At 59.7% G+C, this 18,959-nt stretch carries 19 protein-coding genes and 1 pseudogene; 14 read left to right on the top strand and 6 right to left on the bottom strand.

Features of this window, described 5'->3' with window-relative positions; all coding sequences use genetic code 11:
• Positions 1–19: 19 nt before the first annotated feature.
• The 4 genes from CLM72_RS18575 (at position 20) to CLM72_RS18560 (ending at position 3,388) form a co-directional block, all read left to right on the top strand.
• The gene (locus CLM72_RS18575; protein WP_105227439.1) at positions 20–1,231 is read left to right on the top strand and encodes a YeeE/YedE family protein; all 1,212 of its coding nucleotides are present in this window, start codon (positions 20–22) and stop codon (positions 1,229–1,231) included.
• Positions 1,221–1,754 (top strand): GNAT family N-acetyltransferase, encoded by a 534-nt coding sequence (locus CLM72_RS18570; RefSeq protein WP_105227437.1) that lies wholly within the window; start codon positions 1,221–1,223, stop codon positions 1,752–1,754. The genes CLM72_RS18575 and CLM72_RS18570 overlap by 11 nt, the downstream gene beginning before the upstream one ends.
• 91 nt (positions 1,755–1,845) lie before the next feature.
• Positions 1,846–2,388, top strand: a complete 543-nt coding sequence (locus CLM72_RS18565; RefSeq protein ID WP_105227435.1) for a cysteine hydrolase family protein — start codon at positions 1,846–1,848, stop codon at positions 2,386–2,388.
• A gap of 4 nt (positions 2,389–2,392) precedes the next feature.
• Positions 2,393–3,388: a GlxA family transcriptional regulator gene (locus CLM72_RS18560; protein WP_105227433.1), complete on the top strand. Its 996-nt coding sequence runs from the start codon at positions 2,393–2,395 to the stop codon at positions 3,386–3,388.
• On the opposite strand, the gene CLM72_RS18555 is transcribed toward CLM72_RS18560, so the two are convergent.
• Positions 3,360–3,530, bottom strand: a complete 171-nt coding sequence (locus tag CLM72_RS18555; RefSeq protein ID WP_105227431.1) for a DUF2986 domain-containing protein — start codon at positions 3,528–3,530, stop codon at positions 3,360–3,362. The two genes, CLM72_RS18560 and CLM72_RS18555, sit on opposite strands and share 29 nt — an antisense overlap.
• A gap of 197 nt (positions 3,531–3,727) precedes the next feature.
• Positions 3,728–4,756, bottom strand: coding sequence for an alpha/beta fold hydrolase (locus CLM72_RS18550; RefSeq protein ID WP_105227429.1), 1,029 nt, complete (start codon positions 4,754–4,756; stop codon positions 3,728–3,730).
• A gap of 138 nt (positions 4,757–4,894) precedes the next feature.
• On the opposite strand from CLM72_RS18550, the gene CLM72_RS18545 reads away from it, so the two are divergent.
• Positions 4,895–5,353 carry a MerR family transcriptional regulator gene (locus CLM72_RS18545; protein WP_105227427.1) on the top strand — a complete coding sequence of 153 codons (459 nt, stop codon included), beginning with the start codon at positions 4,895–4,897 and terminating at the stop codon, positions 5,351–5,353.
• 342 nt (positions 5,354–5,695) lie between these two features.
• On the opposite strand, the gene CLM72_RS18540 is transcribed toward CLM72_RS18545, so the two are convergent.
• Together CLM72_RS18540 and CLM72_RS18535 are read right to left on the bottom strand one after the other, a co-directional pair.
• Positions 5,696–6,307 (bottom strand): DapH/DapD/GlmU-related protein, encoded by a 612-nt coding sequence (locus tag CLM72_RS18540; protein WP_105227425.1) that lies wholly within the window; start codon positions 6,305–6,307, stop codon positions 5,696–5,698.
• A 78-nt stretch (positions 6,308–6,385) separates the two neighbouring features.
• A complete protein-coding gene (locus CLM72_RS18535) occupies positions 6,386–7,723 on the bottom strand; it encodes a hypothetical protein (RefSeq protein WP_105227423.1) in 1,338 nt (445 codons plus the stop codon).
• Positions 7,724–8,068: 345 nt separating this feature from the next.
• On the opposite strand from CLM72_RS18535, the gene CLM72_RS18530 reads away from it, so the two are divergent.
• The 4 genes and pseudogenes from CLM72_RS18530 to CLM72_RS18515 all read left to right on the top strand — a co-directional run.
• On the top strand, positions 8,069–8,371 hold the full coding sequence (locus tag CLM72_RS18530) for a type II toxin-antitoxin system RelE/ParE family toxin (protein WP_032896084.1): 303 nt from the start codon (positions 8,069–8,071) through the stop codon (positions 8,369–8,371).
• A gap of 1 nt (position 8,372) precedes the next feature.
• Positions 8,373–8,747: an addiction module antidote protein gene (locus CLM72_RS18525; RefSeq protein ID WP_105227421.1), complete on the top strand. Its 375-nt coding sequence runs from the start codon at positions 8,373–8,375 to the stop codon at positions 8,745–8,747.
• Positions 8,748–9,069: 322 nt separating this feature from the next.
• Complete coding sequence (locus tag CLM72_RS18520) at positions 9,070–9,705, top strand: lytic polysaccharide monooxygenase auxiliary activity family 9 protein (RefSeq protein WP_105227419.1); 636 nt, start codon at positions 9,070–9,072, stop codon at positions 9,703–9,705.
• A 40-nt stretch (positions 9,706–9,745) separates the two neighbouring features.
• A pseudogene (locus tag CLM72_RS18515) lies at positions 9,746–10,747 on the top strand (chitinase); the annotation flags it as partial.
• 196 nt (positions 10,748–10,943) lie between these two features.
• Here CLM72_RS18515 and gudD read toward each other — a convergent pair.
• On the bottom strand, positions 10,944–12,269 hold the full coding sequence (gudD, locus tag CLM72_RS18510) for a glucarate dehydratase (RefSeq protein ID WP_105227415.1): 1,326 nt from the start codon (positions 12,267–12,269) through the stop codon (positions 10,944–10,946).
• A 19-nt stretch (positions 12,270–12,288) separates the two neighbouring features.
• Positions 12,289–13,638 carry an MFS transporter gene (locus CLM72_RS18505; protein WP_105229168.1) on the bottom strand — a complete coding sequence of 450 codons (1,350 nt, stop codon included), beginning with the start codon at positions 13,636–13,638 and terminating at the stop codon, positions 12,289–12,291.
• A gap of 336 nt (positions 13,639–13,974) precedes the next feature.
• Between CLM72_RS18505 and CLM72_RS18500 the strand changes: the two genes are divergently transcribed.
• From CLM72_RS18500 to CLM72_RS18475, 5 genes are all read left to right on the top strand, one after another.
• A complete protein-coding gene (locus CLM72_RS18500) occupies positions 13,975–14,688 on the top strand; it encodes a FadR/GntR family transcriptional regulator (protein ID WP_034126185.1) in 714 nt (237 codons plus the stop codon).
• 10 nt (positions 14,689–14,698) lie between these two features.
• Complete coding sequence (locus tag CLM72_RS18495; protein WP_105227413.1) at positions 14,699–15,394, top strand: tRNA (adenine(22)-N(1))-methyltransferase TrmK; 696 nt, start codon at positions 14,699–14,701, stop codon at positions 15,392–15,394.
• Between the two features lie 67 nt (positions 15,395–15,461).
• Complete coding sequence (locus CLM72_RS18490; protein WP_034126187.1) at positions 15,462–16,088, top strand: glutathione S-transferase family protein; 627 nt, start codon at positions 15,462–15,464, stop codon at positions 16,086–16,088.
• A gap of 200 nt (positions 16,089–16,288) precedes the next feature.
• On the top strand, positions 16,289–18,019 hold the full coding sequence (locus CLM72_RS18480; protein ID WP_105227411.1) for an OPT family oligopeptide transporter: 1,731 nt from the start codon (positions 16,289–16,291) through the stop codon (positions 18,017–18,019).
• 110 nt (positions 18,020–18,129) lie between these two features.
• Entirely contained in the window at positions 18,130–18,870 is a 741-nt protein-coding gene (locus CLM72_RS18475) for a BPL-N domain-containing protein (RefSeq protein ID WP_105227409.1), read from the top strand.
• Positions 18,871–18,959: the final 89 nt, after the last annotated feature.

Here is an 18,959-nt window from a genome sequence, read left to right as displayed (position 1 = left end):
CCAACCAATCGAGAACCCCATGAGCACGTCTCTTTCCCTGACGCCCGTGCGCAAGCCCGTCGCGCCACTGATTGCCTTTATCATCCTGGTGGCGGGCGCGCTGTTCCTGCAGAACATGGTTGGCGCACGCCAGGTGTTGCTGCTGGTGGTCGGCGCCGCGCTGGGCCTGACGCTCTATCACGCAGCCTTCGGTTTCACCTCGGCCTGGCGCGTGTTTATCAATGATCGGCGTGGCGCTGGCTTGCGTGCGCAGATGGTGATGCTGGCGGTGGCGGTGCTGCTGTTTTTCCCGGCGCTGGGCGCGGGCACTTTGTTCGGCCAGCCGGTCGTGGGGCTGGTGGCGCCGGCGGGTGTGTCGGTGGTGTTCGGGGCGTTTATCTTCGGGATCGGCATGCAACTGGGTGGTGGTTGTGCGTCGGGCACTTTGTTCACCGTCGGCGGCGGTAATGCGCGGATGTTGGTGACACTGCTGTTCTTTATTTGTGGCTCGTTGATCGCCACCCATCACGTCGACTGGTGGTTTGCGCTGCCATCGTTCCCGGCGGTTTCCATCGTCAAAAGTTTCGGTGTGCTGCCGGCGTTGGTCCTGAGCCTGGCGCTGTTTGCGTTGATTGCGGTAGTCACGGTGCGCCTGGAAAAGCGCCGTCACGGCCAGCTTGAACCAGGCGTGCAAAGCGAGCACCAAGGGCTACGCCGCTTTCTGCGTGGGCCATGGCCGTTAGTCTGGGGCGCGATTGGCCTGGCGCTGCTCAACTACGCCACCCTGGCCTTGGCTGGGCGGCCGTGGGGCATTACCTCGGCGTTCGCGCTGTGGGGCGCCAAGGTGGCGAGCGGGCTGGGCGTGGACGTTGCCAGCTGGGCATTCTGGCAGATGCCGGGCAATGCCAAGGCCCTGGCTGCACCGGTGTGGGAAGACATCACCAGCGTCATGGACATCGGCATTGTCCTCGGCGCGCTGCTGGCCGCTGGCCTGGCCGGGCGTTTCGCGCCCAGCCTGAATATTCCAGCGCGCTCGTTGATCGCGGCTGTGATCGGCGGCCTGATGCTTGGCTATGGTTCGCGCCTGGCCTATGGCTGCAACATCGGCGCGTACTTCAGTGGCATCGCCTCGGGCAGCCTGCATGGTTGGGTGTGGCTGGTGGCGGCCTTTATCGGCAACGGCGTGGGCGTGCGCCTGCGGCCCTTCTTCTTTGCGGGCGAACGGCCCCAGGTGGCCTTGAGTGGCTGCTGAGCAGTCCACCCACATTCGCCTGGGGCGCATGCAAGATGCCGGTTTTTTGCCCGCCATCGAGCAGTGCGCGGCCCAGGTGTTTCGCGCAATCGAAGGGCTGGCTTGGCTGGCGGATGCCACGCCGATCGGCGTCGAGTGCCATCGGCAGTGGATCGCGTTATCGACCTGTTGGGTGGTGGTTGATGACCACGATCGCCCTCAAGGCTTCCTCAGCGCAGAACGCTTTGGCGACGACCTGCATATCCATGAAGTGTCGGTGGCTCAGCCGCTCCAAGGCCAGGGCTGGGGGCGCAGATTGGTGGAAACGGCGATAGAGCATGCCCGCGCCCAACACCTGCGTGCGGTGACGCTGACCACCTTCGTGCATGTACCCTGGAATGCTCCGTTCTACCGGCGCCTTGGCTTTGCCCCTTACCTTGATTCGCGTCTGGAAACGATCCTGGCGGATGAGTACGCCCATGGCTTCGAACCCGGCAGCCGTTGTGCCATGGCGTGCCAGGTGACATGTCCGAATCCGTCCTGAAGTAGTCTGCCTTGCGTCTGTCGTGCGCTGTGGGTTGTCCTTACCATGGCGTGCATCGCTTACCCGCTGATGCAAGCCACAAGGACTGTTTATGACCCATAAAGCCCTGATCGTGATCGACGCGCAACATTCCTTCCGCCATTCAACCTACTGGTCCGAAAATGACCTGCCCGACTACCTGGAAAAACAGCAGGCCCTCATCGATGGTTGTATTCAGCGGGGCATCCCGGTGATACAAGTCTTCCATGTTGAAGACCAGGGGCATTTCTCCATGCAGTCGGGCAACGTCAGGGTATTGAGCGAGCTGTCGATCAATCCGCAACTGGTGATCCATAAGCGCTACCACAGTGCTTTGGCCGGTACGCCACTGGCCGCTCGGTTGGTGGAAATGGGCGTCACCACGCTGATCATCAGCGGCATCCGCACCGAGCAATGCTGCGAGACCACCACGCGGCAGGCTGCGGACAGCGGCTTCAAGGTGGATTTTGTCAGTGAGGCGACGTTGACCTTCCCGATGACCCACGCGCGTAGCGGCCGGGTCTATACGCCGGCCGAGATTCGCGAACGCACGGAGTTGGTCCTCGATGACCGCTTCGCCCGCATCGTGACGGTCGCCCAGGTACTCGCGGAGTGACGCGGTGAGCGTGCCGGTGCTGTTCGTGCTGTTACCAAACGTGCTGATGCTCGACCTGGCCGGGCCTGCGGAAGTGCTGCGCCTGGCCGCGCAGGTCGATGACCCGGCGGCGGTGGATTTCGACTTGCAATACGTCAGCCCAGTGGCAACGCTGCACACCTCCATCGGCTTGCCGCTGACGGGGCTGGCGCCGCTGCCGCCGACCCTGGTCCCCGGTACGCTGGTGGTGTTGGTGGGCTCCACGATGAACGTGTCGAAAGCCCACCAAAAGGCTTTCGAATCGGCCAGCCATCAGCTCACCCAGTGGCTGCAAAACGTCTTCGCGCCCTCGGCCGAGCGTCTGGTGTGCGTGTGCGCTGGCGCGTTGAGTGCCGCCAGGGCCGGGCTGCTCGATGGGCGCCAATGCACCACGCACCATTCGCTGTGCGCCACCCTGCAGGCCCTCGCCCCCAAGGCCCGGGTTCTGGAAAACCGCCTGTACGTCACCGATGGCCCGGTCAGTTGCAGCGCCGGTGTCACAGCGGGTATCGACCTGATGTTGCACCTGGTTGCCGAACTGGCCGGGCCACGGCTGGCGTGCGCGGTGGCGCGAGACATGGTGGTGTACCTGCGCCGCAGCGGCAGCGACCCGCAGTTGTCGCCTTGGGTGAGCGGGCGCAATCACCTGCACCCGGCGGTGCATCGCGTGCAAGACGCCATCACCGCCGCGCCCTGTGAAGCCTGGACACTCACCCGCATGGCAAGCCTGGCCTGCACCAGCAGCCGGCACCTGGCGCGCCTGTTCCAGGAGCACGTACAGATCAGCCCCTTGGATTACTTGCACCGCCTGCGCCTGGCCGTAGCCCGCGAACTGCTGGCCGAGTCGGCCTTGGACATTGAAACCGTCGCCGAACGCGCAGGCTTTGGTTCGGCGCGTCATCTGCGGCGGATCTGGGGTAAATATGAAGCGGCAACCCCTTCAGCCATGCGCCTTACTCAGCAGGCGTCTCGGGGGACGTAACCGGGTCTTGGCCAACTTCGGTTTCCAACTTCAAACGATCGGCCTTGCTGATGTATCTGTCTTTGCTTTTTGGCGCCAGCTTGGCACTGGCCTTTTTGGCTTTGGCCTTGAAGAGCTGCTGGAGTTTTTTCTGGCGGTTCATGTTTCGTTGCCTGAAGGGGAAAGGCGCGGATGATACCAGTTTCAACAAATGTGACCGGGCGCTGGGTTAATACCAGTCAGTTAAGGCAGAGCCGGTAACTGTGGCGAGGGAGCTTGCTCCCGCTGGGCTGCCTAGAGGCCCCAAAAAAGCTGGGAGCGCTGCGCACTCCAGCGGGAGCAAGCTCCCTCGCCACGGGCTCAGCGCGCCAGGAACTGGGTGATCAGCGTGGTTATCTGCTGCTGGATCACGGGCCGTGGCCGCGCGCCTTCGCCGTCCTGGCAAATGATGCTGTCGCCGGGCACATCAGCGTCAAGCACCGCTGCCGCGCCCGGTTTGCACTGGGACATAAAACTGAAGTGGTTGGCGTCCTGGATCTCCACGTACTGCGTCGAGGCTTTTGGCAGCCGCTTGGCCATGTCGGCCGATTCCATCTGCGCTGGCAAATCCGCTGACGGTACACCCGCCGCTATCACCAACGCCCGCACCGGCAGCGCCGCCAGGCTTGCATCGGTAAACCCGCGCGATAGGCCCAGGTCCAAAGACACCACGGCGCTGACGCGCTTGTCGCTCAAGTCCGCGGCCAATTGCGCCTTCCCGTTCGGAGTGCCCTCAGGGTTCATCTCACGGTAGGCGGTACACGCGATCAGCGTCGGATGGGCGCTGCAGTCCCGGGCAAACAGCGCCGGGTCGAAACGTGCACCGGCCGTCTCCATGACCGTCCAACCCCCGAGGGAATGACCCACCACCGCGATCCGGCCGTTATCCACCGCACCGAATGGCTCGGGCTGCGCCAACAGCGCATCGATGGCCCGGCTCAAATCCCTGGGCCGTTGCCACAACTGCGCAGCGGCCTCGGCGCTGCGATCCTGGCTGGTAGTGCCCGGGTGGTTCACCGCCGCCACGATATAACCCTGCCGGGCCAGTGCACTGGCCAGCCACGCCTGCTTGCCCCAGTTACCACCGTAGCCGTGGGAGAGCACCACTAAAGGATGCTTGCCGGGCGTCGGTGCTGCATCAGGTACCGCAAGCACACCAATGAACACCAGGTTGTCGGCGATCAGCTTGGGTTGCGCGGTGGTAGTGGCGGGGTACCACACGGCCATTTCCAATGGGCGGTTGTTGTGGGTGTCCGGCAAGGTGGTGGTTTGGAAGCCGACGGGGTTGTCGGCGGCGAATGCGGGAGCGTTCAGGCACATCAGCAGCAGAGCGGCGAGGGGGGCTTTCATGCTTTTTTCGTCCTTGAAAGAGAGGGCGCAGCATGACCTGAATCGGTCGGTTCAGGTAGAGGGCAACGGTCGCCTTGGCCGTCCAATGACTTTAGGTTTAAAGTCAACTTCAAGGTCAATGGTTTTTATGGATGGGACATGAGAATAGGCGAGCTGGCAGAAATCAGCGGGTTGGCGGCCTCACGCATCCGCTTTTACGAGGCGAGCGGCCTGATCCAATCGGTTGCGCGTAAATCCAACGGCTATCGAGACTATGCGCCCGGCACCGAGGCGGTGTTGGAGATCATCAAGGGTGCCCAGGCAGCCGGTTTCTCTCTGGAAGAAATCCGGCAGTTAATGCCCAGAAGTGCCGGTGGTTGGCAGCATGACGAGCTGCTCATCGGGCTCAAGCACAAGGTCGAGGAAATCGAGATCCTGCAACAACGGCTGGCTCACAATAAGGCTCAGTTGTTGAACGTCATCAAGGGCATCGAAGGTAGGCCCGAGGGCATGGCATGTGCCGAGAATGCGCAGATGCTGATTGATCGTCTGCGCGAGGATGGGGCGGCTCCAGCGTCTTCCAAGAGAAAGAGCGCCCGCCAGGCTCCGAGGGCCTGACCGGCGCAAGGCGCTGTCGAGTCGTCGTGAAGTCGATCTTCGCTACTAAACGAAAGGGTGGCAGCTGTACGCAGGTTAGTAGACCGGGGAAACACACAAAGCCGGCGCGCCCGAGGGCGCCCTGCGCACAGCTACCATCAAGCACAGACAAGAACATCTGATCGATGAGGCTCATGCACTTTATGTTGTCACTCGGGATACTAAACCCGATCACTGAATTGTCAGCGACCGAGCCACCTTAGAGACGCCCATCCAAGCGCACAAGCCGGCGGATTCTGACGCAACTGTAGGCAACGGAGCAAGGTGGTGCAGCGCGCTGTAGGACATGTCTACAGGCTATCGCTACTCGTAGGCGAACTGGTCAATCAACCCCAAACGCGGAACACGACTGTTTGGCTCTAATATTGCGCCTGGAGCAATGACGGCATTCGCGCCGATTTTGCAGCCGTCGCCTACCAAGGCACCAAATTTGTTCACCCCTGTCTCGATCACATCGTCTGCGTAGCGGATCTTGATAGCCGCCCCATCCAGTTCGTTACGGTAATTGGCAATGATCGCCCCGGCTTCAATATTTACGCCTTCGCCTATCAACGAGTCGCCGACAAAATTGAAGTGCGCCAGCTTGCTCGCGGCAAGCATGAAGCTGCTTTTCAACTCGCAGCTTGGGCCCACGATGCAATTTTTGCCCAGATAAACGCCGCCACGTAGGTAGGCGCCTGCGGCTACGAATGAGCCTTCACCGATGATGATCGGCCCCTTCAGCACAGCGCCTTCTTCGACAGTGGCCGTTTCGTGGATGGCGCAGTTTCCGTGGCGGCGGTAGCCTGCGCCGAGGCGTGAAAGCAATCCCAGGACTTGGTTTTCGCAGTCCTGGGCTATCAACCAGGCGGCGCGAGTGCCGATGCCGAGCGAGGGCCATTGGGGAATGAATGTGCTGATCTCAGGGGGCTTCATAGGAAGTCCTTCGAAGTGGGTGTGGCGGATAAAATCGTTCGCTCATCTGGAACTCCAAGAGGTTCAGATAAGGTGAAATTACTCTATCGGCACCGGCATTGCCATTGGGCGTTCAACGATCACTAGCATTAACTGATAAATGAAATTCGACATCGTGTCATTCCAGATATCGTCATGTCCCGTCATCACCGATGCGTCAGTTCGAATGTTTGAAATCGGAAATCGATAGGGGATGAAGCCTTCGTCAATAGGACCTCGTGCCAAATATTTATCCCCTATTACACGTTCGCAGTCATAAGCTTTCTCGCAACGAGTCAGTAATAAAGGTGACACTCCATCGGCTCCAGTACCTGGAATGCATAAGTCTTTTGGGGATTTATTGATGGCCTCCAGTGGAAGTGGGTCGAGCGTAGAGCTTGTGCAAGTTGCTGCCACTAACTGATGAGTGATGTAGGGCTCATAATGCCCTATCGCCGTAGTATTCAAAGCCCGGTAATATTTGTCCGGGTATGCTTGAAATAAGGTTCCTAAATTTCTGCCCCATGAGAAGGCATCCTTCGTAGCCCAATCAGCAGTGGTCGTGACGACCACCAAACTCGGTCTGAGAGGACTGTAGTATTCATAGGATCTTGCCAAGTCAAAGAGCGGTTTCATGCGCATAGCTTCGAAGGCAGGATTAACTAGAAGCGTTAAGTCGGCAACCGATGTCGCTTTCGAGCTTTCGCTCCCATAGGCGTCGCGGCGGATTTGGTCCCCAAGCGTCTGTGAGATGGAGGAATAAAGAATTGCTCCGCCAAAGCTGTGCCCAATCACGATTAAACGGGAGTCGGGGTTCATTTCGCGGATATTAGATAGCTTGCGTAGAAGCTCCGAAACCCCGCCGCCGTTTCCAACGTTATGCGCTGTAGCTTTTCTATCCCAGAATGTAAGTAAATAGCTGCTCCAGCCGACGAGCGGAGTTTGCTTGTCGATAGAGTCGCCGCGCCAAGCGACATAAATGCCCATTGTTTTATTCGGTGTGTTTTTTGTATTACCGAATCTGGTTACCAGGTTTTGAAAATTATCAATGTCACTGTCGTCGACTCTGGAGGAGTGATGCCACCCGTGGATATAAACAATAATGTTGCCCCCAGATCGCGCGACGTCTCGAGCTGTATTCACGCCTGAGTCCAACTGGCGCCGACTAAATGAATTACCAAACTCGTCAAATTCAACAAAGTAAATACAGTTTTGGTTTTTCTCGTCTGAGTCCGCACATTGCATGGTTTTTTGCGCGTCGAGTGTTTTGTGTGGGGTAATCCGGCCGTCTGGGCCAGGCGCAGGATCAGGCGTTACTCGATAGGGCCCTTGTGGCATACAGGCGGTACTAAGTGTCGCCATCAAAACGAGCATCGCCAGTCGTTGTACTGTGCTCATTTTCGAGTCCTTTTGTTAGATGGCGTTGTGCCTTTATGGACGATAGCTGACAGTCAGACGCTCTGCACTATCGGGTGAGGGGGGCTGATTTAATTACCCTAGATAAAATCGCCGAGCAGTCATGAATGTGGTCACAACCACTCAGCGATCTTTCAAGGGGGTGGAAGATGTGGGAGGGTTGATGGCGCTACTCCAAGGCGACTCGGTGCCCGAGGACACAAGCGCTAATAGTATTGCCCGGCTGCCTGCGCGGAGGCTGGACTAGGATTTTTTCTTGCGGTGCTCACCGACATTAAAAATTCACTGGCATCTACAAGAAGTAGCCAGTAGGCTACATGTGACTCTGTGATCAATACGATTGGCAGGACGCCCGAGTTCGATACATGGCTCGACGGTATGAGGGATGTGTGGGGAAAAACGGCTGTGCTGATCCGCCTGGATCGAGCCGAAGAAAACAATTTTGGCGATTGCCAGCCTGTAGGCGATGGCATGAGTGAAATGCGTGTGTTTGTCGGGCCTGGCTACAGGATTTACTTTGTGCGCACGGGCATCACCGCTTACCTGATGCTGTGGGGGAGCGATAAAACCGACCAGAAACGAGGAATCAAGCGGGCAAAAGAGATTCTCGATGCCCTGAGAGGTCAATGACATGAGTAAGTCGACATTCAAACCAGAGGACATGCCGATCCTCGAGCTGGATACATCCGGCACCAGCGCCTATGGAGCTTCACGTTTCCTTGATAGCCCGGAAACCATCAGTGCCTATCTTGCGCAAAGCATGGCGTGCCATGACCCGCAAGTCCTTATGAAGGCGCTGGCCGAGGTTGCCAAGGCCCAGGGAGTGAACAAGGTTGCCGAAGCGGCGGGGGTGAATCGGGAGAGCCTGTATAAAACCCTGAAAGGCGGCTCAAAGACGCGATATGAGACGGTCCAGAAGCTGATGTTGGCATTAGGGGTGGAACTGACGGTGCAACCGATTGCCGCGCCCACACTTAAAAAAACGGTCGTCATTGGCAAAGCGTGATGAACCAAAAACAGGACGGTTTATTTGATTGAAAATAGATACCTCCCTTTTTGTCGACAGAGCGCCCATCCGTTACGAACGGGATAAGCCATTTACGAGAGAAGGCGAGTTGATGTGCGCCTGGTCTTGTAGGAAATCGACCTCTGGCAGCGTAAGGTTTCCTTCACTGCACTGGTTATATATCCAGTATTTTCAGGGCGGCGCGCTCACGAAACGAAAATGAGTGAAAAATGGGCCTGTGGCAAAAAAAAGCAACTCCGTTAAGTTGAGGTCCTCTCCTTCAAGAAAGGAGAGTTCTTAATCAAGTGAATGGAGTCACAACATGAACAAACCACAAACCCAGACACCTCTTCGCCATGGTCGTGTCACATCCCCTTCCAGCCGTGGCGCAGTCGCCGTGGATCTTGGCCTGCTGGAGACCTGGCAGGTCAACGAAATGGAAGGCGGCAAGAACTTCCCGGCACTGACGGCCGGTCCGTTCCCGGCGCCTTATCAAACCGACAGTGACAGCGTCACCCCGCCAGCCGACGGCTTTATTCTCAGCGGTGGCAAGACCGATGCCCGTGACTGCATCAACTTCACCCACGAGGAAATGGCCAAGAAACTCGGCCGTGCTTTCACTTGGCCGTTGCTCAATGTCGAGCCGGGCCAGACCTTCAAGGTCACCTGGGCATACACCGCGCCGCACACCACCCGTGGCTATCGCTGGCTGATCACCAAGGATGGTTGGGACCCGAAACAGCGCATCACCCGCGCACAACTGGAAACCCAGCCGTTCGCTGAAGACTTCTATGCCCAAGTGCCGTACTACAGCCATGCAGGCGAACTGAAGGCCAAGGTCAATCATGAGGTGAAACTGCCGACCAACAAAAAGGGCCAGCATGTGATTGTGTTGATGTGGATCGTCGCCAACACCGGCAACGCCTTCTATCAAGCCTTCGATGTGGACTTCAAATAAGCCCGCACCGTTAAACCCATACGTTCTGAAGGATTAGAACATGTCAAAGATTGACTTTACCTCGCTGCAATCGCCGCTTAACGATGCCGCTTCGCTGATGCCGAGCATTGCCGGCAAAAAGATCCTCATGGGCTTCTGGCACAACTGGCCTGCCGGCCCGAGCGATGGCTACCAGCGTGGCCAATTCGCCAATATGAGCCTGGTGGATGTGCCAAAGGATTACAACGTGGTGGCCGTGGCCTTCATGAAGGGCAACGGTATCCCAACCTTCACCCCGTACAAGCTTTCCGACGCCGAGTTCCGTCGCCAGGTGGGTGTGCTGAACAGCCAGGGCAGGGCGGTGCTGATTTCCCTTGGCGGCGCCGATGCACACATCGAACTGCATAAAGGCAACGAACAGCCACTGGCCAGCGAAATTATCCGCCTGGTGGAAACCTATGGCTTTGATGGCCTGGATATCGATCTTGAACAGAGCGCGATTGATTTCGCCGACAACAAGACTGTCCTGCCCGCCGCCTTGAAACTGGTCAAGGACCACTACGCAGGTCAAGGCAAACACTTCATCATCAGCATGGCACCGGAGTTTCCGTACCTCACCACCGCCGGCAAATACGTCGGTTACATCCAGGCGCTGGAAGGCTATTACGACTTCATCGCCCCGCAGTATTACAACCAGGGGGGCGACGGCATCTGGGTGCAGGAGGTCAACAATGGCAACGGCGCCTGGATTGCCCAGAACAACGACGCAATGAAAGAGGACTTTCTGTTTTACCTGACCGAAAGTCTGGTGAGCGGAACGCGCGGGTTTACCAAGATCCCGGCCGACAAGTTCGTCATTGGCCTGCCCGCCAACGTCGATGCGGCTGCCACCGGTTATGTAGTCAACCCGACAGCCGTGACCAATACATTCAAGCGTTTGCACGACAAAGGATTGTCGATCAAGGGCCTGATGACCTGGTCGGTGAATTGGGACAACGGGATCAGCAAAGACCACGTGCCCTACAACTGGGAATTCAGCCGCCGTTATGGGCCGATGATCAATGGCACTGATCTCGCTGGCCTGGAGCAGGATGAGGCGGGACTGGAGATCGCCAATCGGCAGTAGTGCAAAGGGGCCTCTGGCAGACGTGCCAGAGGTCCAACAGCTACGCTTCTGATCTGACTAAAATCCGATGCCTGTTTGGGCATCGGATTTTTTGCGTCACGCTCAAATTGCGCTGAGCATTCCTAAAGCCGATTTACCGCACCAGACAAGGCCGCTTGTTATCAAAGCCCCAACCCGGGATCAGAAACTGCATCGCCACACTGTCATCCCGCGCTCCAAGGCCCATGCCTTTGTACAGCTCATGGGCCTGGGCCACGGCGTCCATATCAATGTCCACGCCCAGGCCAGGCTTGGCCGGCACCTTCACATAGCCCCCTTCAATCTTCAACGGTTCCCGCGTCAGGCGCTGGCCGTCCTGCCAGATCCAGTGGGTATCGATGGCGGTGATCTCGCCCGGTGCGGCCGCCGCCACCTGGGTAAACATCGCCAGGGAAATGTCGAAGTGGTTGTTGGAGTGCGAGCCCCAGGTCAGGCCCCACTCGTTGCACATCTGCGCGACGCGCACCGAGCCCTGCATGGTCCAGAAGTGCGGGTCGGCGAGGGGGATGTCCACTGATTGCAACTGGATGGCATGGCCCATTTCACGCCAGTCCGTGGCGATCATGTTGGTGGCGGTTTTCAGGCCCGTGGCGCGGCGGAATTCGGCCATGACTTCGCGGCCCGAGTAGCCGTTTTCTGCGCCGCAAGGGTCTTCGGCGTAGGCCAGCACATGATGCTGGTCGCGGCACAGGCGGATGGCTTCTTTCAACGACCATGCGCCGTTGGGGTCAAGGCTGATGCGCGCATCGGGAAAACGCTCAGCCAGCGCGGTGACGGCTTCGATTTCTGCGTCGCCACTCAATACGCCGCCCTTGAGCTTGAAATCATTGAAACCGTATTTGGCCTTGGCCGCTTCGGCCAGGCGCACCACCGCATCGGCGGTCAGGGCTTTTTCATGGCGCAGGCGGAACCAGTCGTCATCGGCGTCGGCCTCGTTGCGGTAGGCCAGGTCGGTGGCGTTGCGATCCCCCACATAGAACAGGTAGCCGAGCATCTTCACCGCATCGCGTTGCTGGCCTTCGCCAAGCAAGGCGGCCACCGGCACTTCGAGGAACTGGCCCAGCAAGTCGAGCAGTGCGGCCTCCATGGCGGTGACGGCGTGGATGGTGATGCGCAGGTCGAAGGTCTGCAGGCCGCGGCCCGCGCTGTCTCGGGACGCAAAGGTGCTGCGCATCTGGTTGAGGACGCGCTGGTACTGGCCAATCGGCTGGCCGATCACCAGGCTGCGGGCGTCTTCCAGGGTTTGGCGAATGCGCTCGCCGCCGGGTACTTCGCCCACGCCGGTGTTGCCGCTGCTGTCCTTGAGAATGACGATATTGCGCGTGAAGTAGGGGCCGTGGGCGCCGCTGAGGTTCAGCAACATGCTGTCGTGGCCGGCGACGGGGATGACTTGGAAATGAGTAACGACAGGGGTATTCATGGCGCGTTCCTGGCTGAGTTCAAAGAGGTTTGCTGATGGCGGCGCCGCTGGGCACGGCCGGTACGGCAGAGGGTGAGGTCTTGGCAAAGAACACCAGGATGGCCGCGAGCACCGAGGTGCAGGCCAGGCCATACAGCCCGCCCTGGATCGAGCCGGTAGTTTGTTCGAGAAAGCCGAAGGTAGTCGGCGCCACAAAACCGCCCAGGTTGCCAATGGAGTTGATCAGCGCGATCACCGCGGCGGCGATGCGCACATCCAGGTAGCCTTGGGGGATCGGCCAGAACAGCGACGACGCAGACTTGAACCCGATGGCCGCAAAACAGATCGCCACGAAAGCGAAGATCGGCCCGCCGGTGGTGGACATGAACATGCCGGCCGCCGCGATCAGCAGGGCCGCGGCGACCCAGGCTTGTTGGAACTTGAACTTGCCCGACAGCGAGGCGAAGGCATACATGGCAATGATGGAGATCAGCCAGGGGATCGAGTTGAAGAAACCGACCTGCACATCAGTGAGGTCACCCATCTTCTTGATGATGCTGGGCAGCCAGAAGGTGGCGGCATAGATCGTCAGTTGAATGCAGAAGTACAGAGCGCAGAACAGCAGGATCTGACGGTCCTTGAGCAGTTTGCCGAGGGTGGGTTTCACCGTGGTCAGGGCTTCACGTTCGCGCTGTTCCTGGTCGATGGCGTCAACCAGGGCGTCTTGTTCTTCGCGGCTCATCCACTTGGCATCATGGGGCTTGGAGTCCAGCCAGAACCACACGAAGAAGCCCAGCGCCACCGAGGCCAGGCCCTCGATGCCGAACATCCATTGCCAGCCATGCAAACCAAAGCCTTCGATCTGCAACAACGCACCCGACAACGGCCCGGAGATCAACGACGCCACCGCCGAGCCACTGAGGAAAATAGCGATGGCCTTGCCGCGCTCCACGCCGGGCAACCAGCGGGTGAAGTAATAGATCACGCCCGGGAAGAATCCTGCTTCCGCCACACCCAGCAGGAAACGCAGGATGTAGAAGTGGGTTTCGTTCTGGATAAACGCCATCAGCGTGGCGACGATGCCCCAGGTGAACATGATGCGGGTCAGCCAGATACGCGCGCCGACTTTTTGCAGCAGCATGTTGGACGGCACTTCGAACAGCGCATAGCCAATGAAGAACAGCCCGGCACCGAAGCCGTAAGCCGCTGCGCCGATCCCCAGGTCATGCTCCATGTGCGTGCGCACGAAGCCGATATTGACCCGGTCGATGTAGTTGAGGATGAACATGACCACGAACAGTGGCAGCACATGGCGCTTCACTTTGCTCACGGCGCGGGCGAGCGCTGAATCACTTTCGGGTACGGCAGATGCTGGGCTTGAATGCTTCACGAATGAAAACTCCCCCTGATTATTTTTATGCGGGTTTGGTGTTTTGTTGACAGACATCATACAAGTTGTTTTTTGAAGGCCGCAATCCTGGGAGGGCTGTTTTTGTTCTTATAAGCCGGTATTGAGATTGGCTATTTTGGTTATTTGCCAGATTTTATTGGGTTTTGACCCGCTGGTGACGGCACGGGGTGTGCGCTTCTCTCAAAGCGAAGACAGAGTCTGGTGAGGTGGGATGAGTGTGTTGTCATACAAGCTGGGTGTTTTTCGCCGCCATCCGTCGCCTCGTGCGCTCAGGGTGATAAGCTCCCCTCAGCCCAACCCCGTGGACCCGTCTCGATGCCGATTAAAAGCACACCGCCTGTGCGCAAACGTTCCGCCAACCTGGCCCAGGGTGTGGTCGAGGCACTGACCCAGCGCATCCAGTTGGGGCAACTCAAGCCGGGTGAAAAACTGCCGTCCGAATCCACCATCGTGCTTGAGCATGGGGTGAGCCGCACCGTGGTGCGTGAAGCCTTGTCCAAATTGCAGGCGTCGGGGCTGGTGGAGACGCGTCACGGCATCGGCACCTTTGTGCTGGAGCAGCACACGCAGCCGGGGCTGCGCTTGCATGTGGACACGGTCGCCAGCGTGCGCAACATGCTCGAATTACGCCTGGGCCTGGAAGTGCAAGCGGTGGCCCTGGCCGCACTGCGCAGAAGTGACGCGCAATTGGCCCACATGCGCCAGGCACTGGACGACTACCAAGCCTCCCTGGCCAACAACGACAGCTGTGTGGAGGAGGACAAGCGCTTTCACCAACTGATCGCCGAAGCCACCGGCAATACGTTTTTCACCGACATCATGCAGCACCTGGGCACGGCGATGATTCCGCGCACCCAGGTGAATGCCGTCGAGCGCGGCGGCGCGGACTTTGCCCAACTGGGGCAGTTGGCGAACCTGGAACACGAGGCCATCTACAACGCTATCAAGCGCCAGGACCCGGACGCCGCACGGGCGGCCATGGTGCTGCACTTGACCAACAGCCGGGATCGATTTTCCGGGCACTCTTAAGGAATCACCGTTGAACGAACACACCTTGTCCCAGCGCCTGGAGCGCGTGGCCGCGCACATACCGGCGGGTGCCCGCCTGGCCGATATCGGCTCGGACCACGCCTACCTGCCGGTGGTCCTGATACACCGCGGCGCTATTGCGGCGGCCGTGGCGGGGGAAGTGGCCGCTACACCGTTTCACGCGGCCAACCGTACTGTGGCCGACAACGGCCTGGCTCAGCACATCTCCGTGCGCCGGGCCGATGGCTTGGCGGCGATTGAAGCGGGCGATGACATTACCGCTGTCAGCCTGTGCGGCATGGGCGGCGAGACGATCCGCGACATTCTCGACAGCGGCAAGGCGCACCTCAATGGCCGGGAACGCCTGATCCTGCAACCCAACGGCGGCGAGCAGCCCCTGCGCCAATGGTTGATGGACAACGGCTACCAGATCCTGCACGAGGAGCTGCTGCTGGAAAACCGCTTCTACTACGAAATCATCGTTGCTGAACGTGTTGGAGCGGTGACCTACACCGAAGAGCAACTGTACTTCGGCCCGCTACAAATGCAGGCCCGCAGCCCGGCGTTTGTGGCGAAGTGGCAACGGATGCTGCGCCAGAAGCGCAAGACATTGGCCAGCCTCGAACAGGCGCGGCAGGCGGTGCCCGAGCAGAAAGTGCAGGAGATCGTGCAGCAGGTGAAGTGGATCGAGCAATTGCTCGCCTGAGCCACATTCGCGGCACTTCACCGCTACGCTGTAGTCTTCTCTTAAATCCCCCCAAGGTGTTGCCTCGATGATCACTGTTCACCACCTCAACAACTCCCGCTCGCAACGTATCCTGTGGGCGCTTGAAGAACTGGGCCTGCCCTACGACATCAAGCGCTACCAGCGCGACGCCAAGACCAACCTGGCGCCGCCTGAACTCAAGGCCATTCACCCCCTGGGCAAATCCCCGGTGATTGAAGACGGCTCTCGTGTGCTGATCGAGTCCGCCGCGATCATCGACTACCTCATCCGCCGCCACGGCAATGGCCAACTGCAACCCGACCCGGCTACCGACGCCTATGACAGCTATGTGCAATGGCTGCACTTCGCCGAAGGCTCGGCCATGCTGCCGCTGATGCTCAACCTCTACGTCGGACGCCTGGGTGAAGCGGGCGCACCGCTGCATCCGCGGATCGAATCGGAGCTGGCCAATTACCTGGGCTACCTGAATGACGTGCTGGGCCACACGCCGTACCTGGTGGGCGACGCACTCAGCGGCGCGGATATCCAGATGAGCTTTATCGGCGAAGTCGCCCAGGCCCAGGGCAAATTGCAGGCCTACCCGAACTTGGCCGCATGGCTGCAAAAGCTCCAGGCGCGCCCGGCATACCGCAAGGCGGTGGAGCGGGGCGGGGAATACGCGTTCGCCAAATAGCGGGACCACCGACACCGCCTCCTGTAGGAGCGAGCTCGCGAAAAACGTAAACGATAACGCGTGTTTCCTGGATGAACGCGGCGCCTTTGGGTTTTTCGCGAGCAAGCTCGCTCCTACAGAACCCGTTTCGGCAGGTGAACCTTCGAGTCTCCCAGCGCTCACTTAAAAGGTGGCACTGGCTTTTCTCGAAAGGAATCTGCATGCACTCCACCTCGTCAATCGCGCCCGTAGAGCGCGAACTGAGCCTGCGGGCAGTCATCACCGGGATCGTGCTGGGCATCCTGCTGACCCCTTCCAATGTCTACGCAGGCTTGAAGATCGGCTGGTCGTTCAATATGTCGATCATCGCCTTGCTGATCGGTTATGGCATCTGGCAAGGCCTGGCCCGGCGTTGCGCTGAACACCTGCCGTGGACCCTGCACGAGAGCAATATCAACCAGACCGTGGCCTCTGCCGCGGCGTCGATCATTTCCGGCGGGCTGGTCGCGCCCATCCCGGCGTATACCTTGCTCACCGGAAACCAACTGGCAGCGCTGCCGATGATCGCCTGGGTGTTTTCGGTGAGTTTCCTGGGGATCTGGATCGCATGGTACCTGCGGCCTTCATTGCTCAATGACAAGGCGCTGAAGTTTCCCGAAGGCATGGCCACCCTGGAGACCCTGCTGCACATCTACAACCATGGCCGCGAAGCCGCCACGCGTTTAAAAGTGCTGCTCGGCGCGGCGCTGTTGTCCGGGCTGGTCAAGTGGGTGGATACCTTTATGTGGGCCTTCCCGCGCTGGTCTCCGAACGCCCAGTTGGAGCGCCTGACCTTCACCGCCGACCCCTCTCTGCTGTTGCTGGGGTTCGGCGGCATCATCGGCATTCGCGTGGGCCTGACCCTGTTGCTCGGCGCCTTGCTGGCATGGGGCGGGCTGGGGCCGTGGCTGTTGGCCAACGACCTGGTGAGCCTGCCCGCCGACAGCAGCGGCCCGCAATTTGCCGCGCTGGTGGAATGGCTGCTGTGGCCCGGCGTGAGCCTGATGGTGTGTTCCACCCTGGCGTCCCTGGCGATTCGCCTGTGGGCGTTGCATCGCTCAACCCGAGCGACTGGCGGCACGCCCTGGGCGATTCCAAAACCTGGGCCTGCCGTGGGGTTCGCGCTGGCGATCGTGTTGGTGGTGAGCCTGCAAGCGCTGTTGTTCGGTATCAACCTTGGGATGGCGCTGCTGACCATTCCCCTGGCGATCTGCCTGGCCGCCGTGGCGGCGCGGGTGGTGGGGGCAACCGGTATTCCGCCGATTGGCGCCATCGGGCAATTATCTCAGCTGAGTTTTGGCATCGTTGCGCCGGGCCAGGTGCCGATCAACCTGATGAGCGCCAACACCGCCGGCGGTTCGGCGGGGCAGTGCACAGACCTGATGAATGACTTCAAGGTGGGCAAAGCGATTGGCGCGACGCCGCACAAGCAAGTGATCGCTCAGATCCTCGGGATTTTTGTCGGCAGCATCGTCGGCGTATTCGCTTACCTGGCGTTGATCCCAGACCCGCAAACCATGCTGCTCACCGAACAGTGGCCAGCCCCGGCCGTCGCCACTTGGAAAGCCGTGGCCCAAACCCTGACCCACGGTTTGGATTCACTGTCCCCCAGCATCCGCTGGGCCATCGGCATTGCAAGCTTGTTCGGCGTGCTGCTGGGCATACTCGACAGCACATTACCCACCCATCGCGCCCGTTACCTGCCGAGTGCGGCAGCCTTGGGACTGGCGTTTGTCTTGCCTGCGTCGGTGTCGCTGATGATGGCCCTTGGCGCGATCATGACCTGGGCCGTGAGCTGTCGCTTGCCGAGCGTGACGCAGCGCTTTGCGATCACGGCAGCGGCGGGGCTGATCGCCGGTGAGAGCATTACCGGCGTAGGCGCGTCGTTATGGCAGATGCTGGGAAGTGGATAAATGGCCCTCGTGGATTTACAACTCTTCACGAATTCAAAAGGCTCACCGTTATAGGCTTGGCGCTGTCACGTCCGGATCAAACCCATTCAACTGACCGTTGAGCCTAACCCATGAAACTGCCTGCCATCGCTGCCGCGTTTCTCGCCGTTGCTACGCTGCATCCTTTACCCGTACACGGCGCAGGCCCCATCACCCATGTCGCCATCTACCGTGGCCCGGCGGGTTGCCCGGATTGCTCGGAAAACGTGAAAACCGCCCTGCAGCGCCTTAACCCCAATTACCAGATCGACTTCGTAGGTGCCGACGAACCCATCGACATCACCCCGCAAACCCTGGCGCGCTACGATCTATACGTGCAACCCGGCGGTGGCCAGGACATCCCGGCCGCCCTCGACAGCCTGGGCGATGCGCGTGCAGAAGCCATCCGCGATTACGTCGCCAAAGGCGGCCGCTACCTGGGCCTGTGCATGGGCGCCTACCTGGCCGACGACAACAACCTCGGCCTGATCCCCCAGGCGCTTGATACCGAAGCTGGCCGTCCCGGTTTTGAAGTGTCCGGCATTGAAGACGCCGCCGTGCGGGTGACGTGGGACGGGCAGCCCGACTCTGTGTTCTATCAGGATGGCCCTTACTTCCCCAAAGCCAGCGCCGCTGCGCCTTACAAGGTCATCGCGACCTACCACAATGGCGACGTGGCGGCGGCGCGTTACACCTACGAACGTGGCGTGGTGGTGCTGAGCGGGCCGCATCCGGAAGCTGGGCGGGAATGGTTTGAAAATGCTGATATCGAGCTGAGCAAGATGCCGCGTGGCGAGCTGTTCGGGTCGTTGATACGCAGCGCGCAAGAGTAGAGCACGCCGCGCGTTGCCTCACGGTGCCACTATTCCCCATGTCGATATCAGGCACGATGGTGGCGTAACCAGGCTACTTGTGCCTGGCC

The sequence above is a fragment of the Pseudomonas sp. MYb193 genome (genome assembly GCF_002966775.1).
Lineage (GTDB): Bacteria > Pseudomonadota > Gammaproteobacteria > Pseudomonadales > Pseudomonadaceae > Aquipseudomonas > Aquipseudomonas paracarnis.
The sequence above is the reverse complement of the archived record's forward strand: the minus strand, read 5'-3'. Positions and strand labels throughout refer to the sequence as shown.

Bases quoted from the DNA above. Each gene is read 5' to 3' on its own strand.
- CLM72_RS18575 (WP_105227439.1), top strand. From the start codon at position 20: ATGAGCACGTCTCTTTCCCTGACGCCCGTGCGCAAGCCCGTCGCGCCA.
- CLM72_RS18565 (WP_105227435.1), top strand. From the start codon at position 1,846: ATGACCCATAAAGCCCTGATCGTGATCGACGCGCAACATTCCTTCCGC.
- CLM72_RS18555 (WP_105227431.1), bottom strand. From the start codon at position 3,530: ATGAACCGCCAGAAAAAACTCCAGCAGCTCTTCAAGGCCAAAGCCAAA.
- CLM72_RS18550 (WP_105227429.1), bottom strand. From the start codon at position 4,756: ATGAAAGCCCCCCTCGCCGCTCTGCTGCTGATGTGCCTGAACGCTCCC.
- CLM72_RS18545 (WP_105227427.1), top strand. From the start codon at position 4,895: ATGAGAATAGGCGAGCTGGCAGAAATCAGCGGGTTGGCGGCCTCACGC.
- CLM72_RS18540 (WP_105227425.1), bottom strand. From the start codon at position 6,307: ATGAAGCCCCCTGAGATCAGCACATTCATTCCCCAATGGCCCTCGCTC.
- CLM72_RS18535 (WP_105227423.1), bottom strand. From the start codon at position 7,723: ATGAGCACAGTACAACGACTGGCGATGCTCGTTTTGATGGCGACACTT.
- CLM72_RS18525 (WP_105227421.1), top strand. From the start codon at position 8,373: ATGAGTAAGTCGACATTCAAACCAGAGGACATGCCGATCCTCGAGCTG.
- CLM72_RS18520 (WP_105227419.1), top strand. From the start codon at position 9,070: ATGAACAAACCACAAACCCAGACACCTCTTCGCCATGGTCGTGTCACA.
- gudD (WP_105227415.1), bottom strand. From the start codon at position 12,269: ATGAATACCCCTGTCGTTACTCATTTCCAAGTCATCCCCGTCGCCGGC.
- CLM72_RS18500 (WP_034126185.1), top strand. From the start codon at position 13,975: ATGCCGATTAAAAGCACACCGCCTGTGCGCAAACGTTCCGCCAACCTG.
- CLM72_RS18490 (WP_034126187.1), top strand. From the start codon at position 15,462: ATGATCACTGTTCACCACCTCAACAACTCCCGCTCGCAACGTATCCTG.
- CLM72_RS18480 (WP_105227411.1), top strand. From the start codon at position 16,289: ATGCACTCCACCTCGTCAATCGCGCCCGTAGAGCGCGAACTGAGCCTG.
- CLM72_RS18475 (WP_105227409.1), top strand. From the start codon at position 18,130: ATGAAACTGCCTGCCATCGCTGCCGCGTTTCTCGCCGTTGCTACGCTG.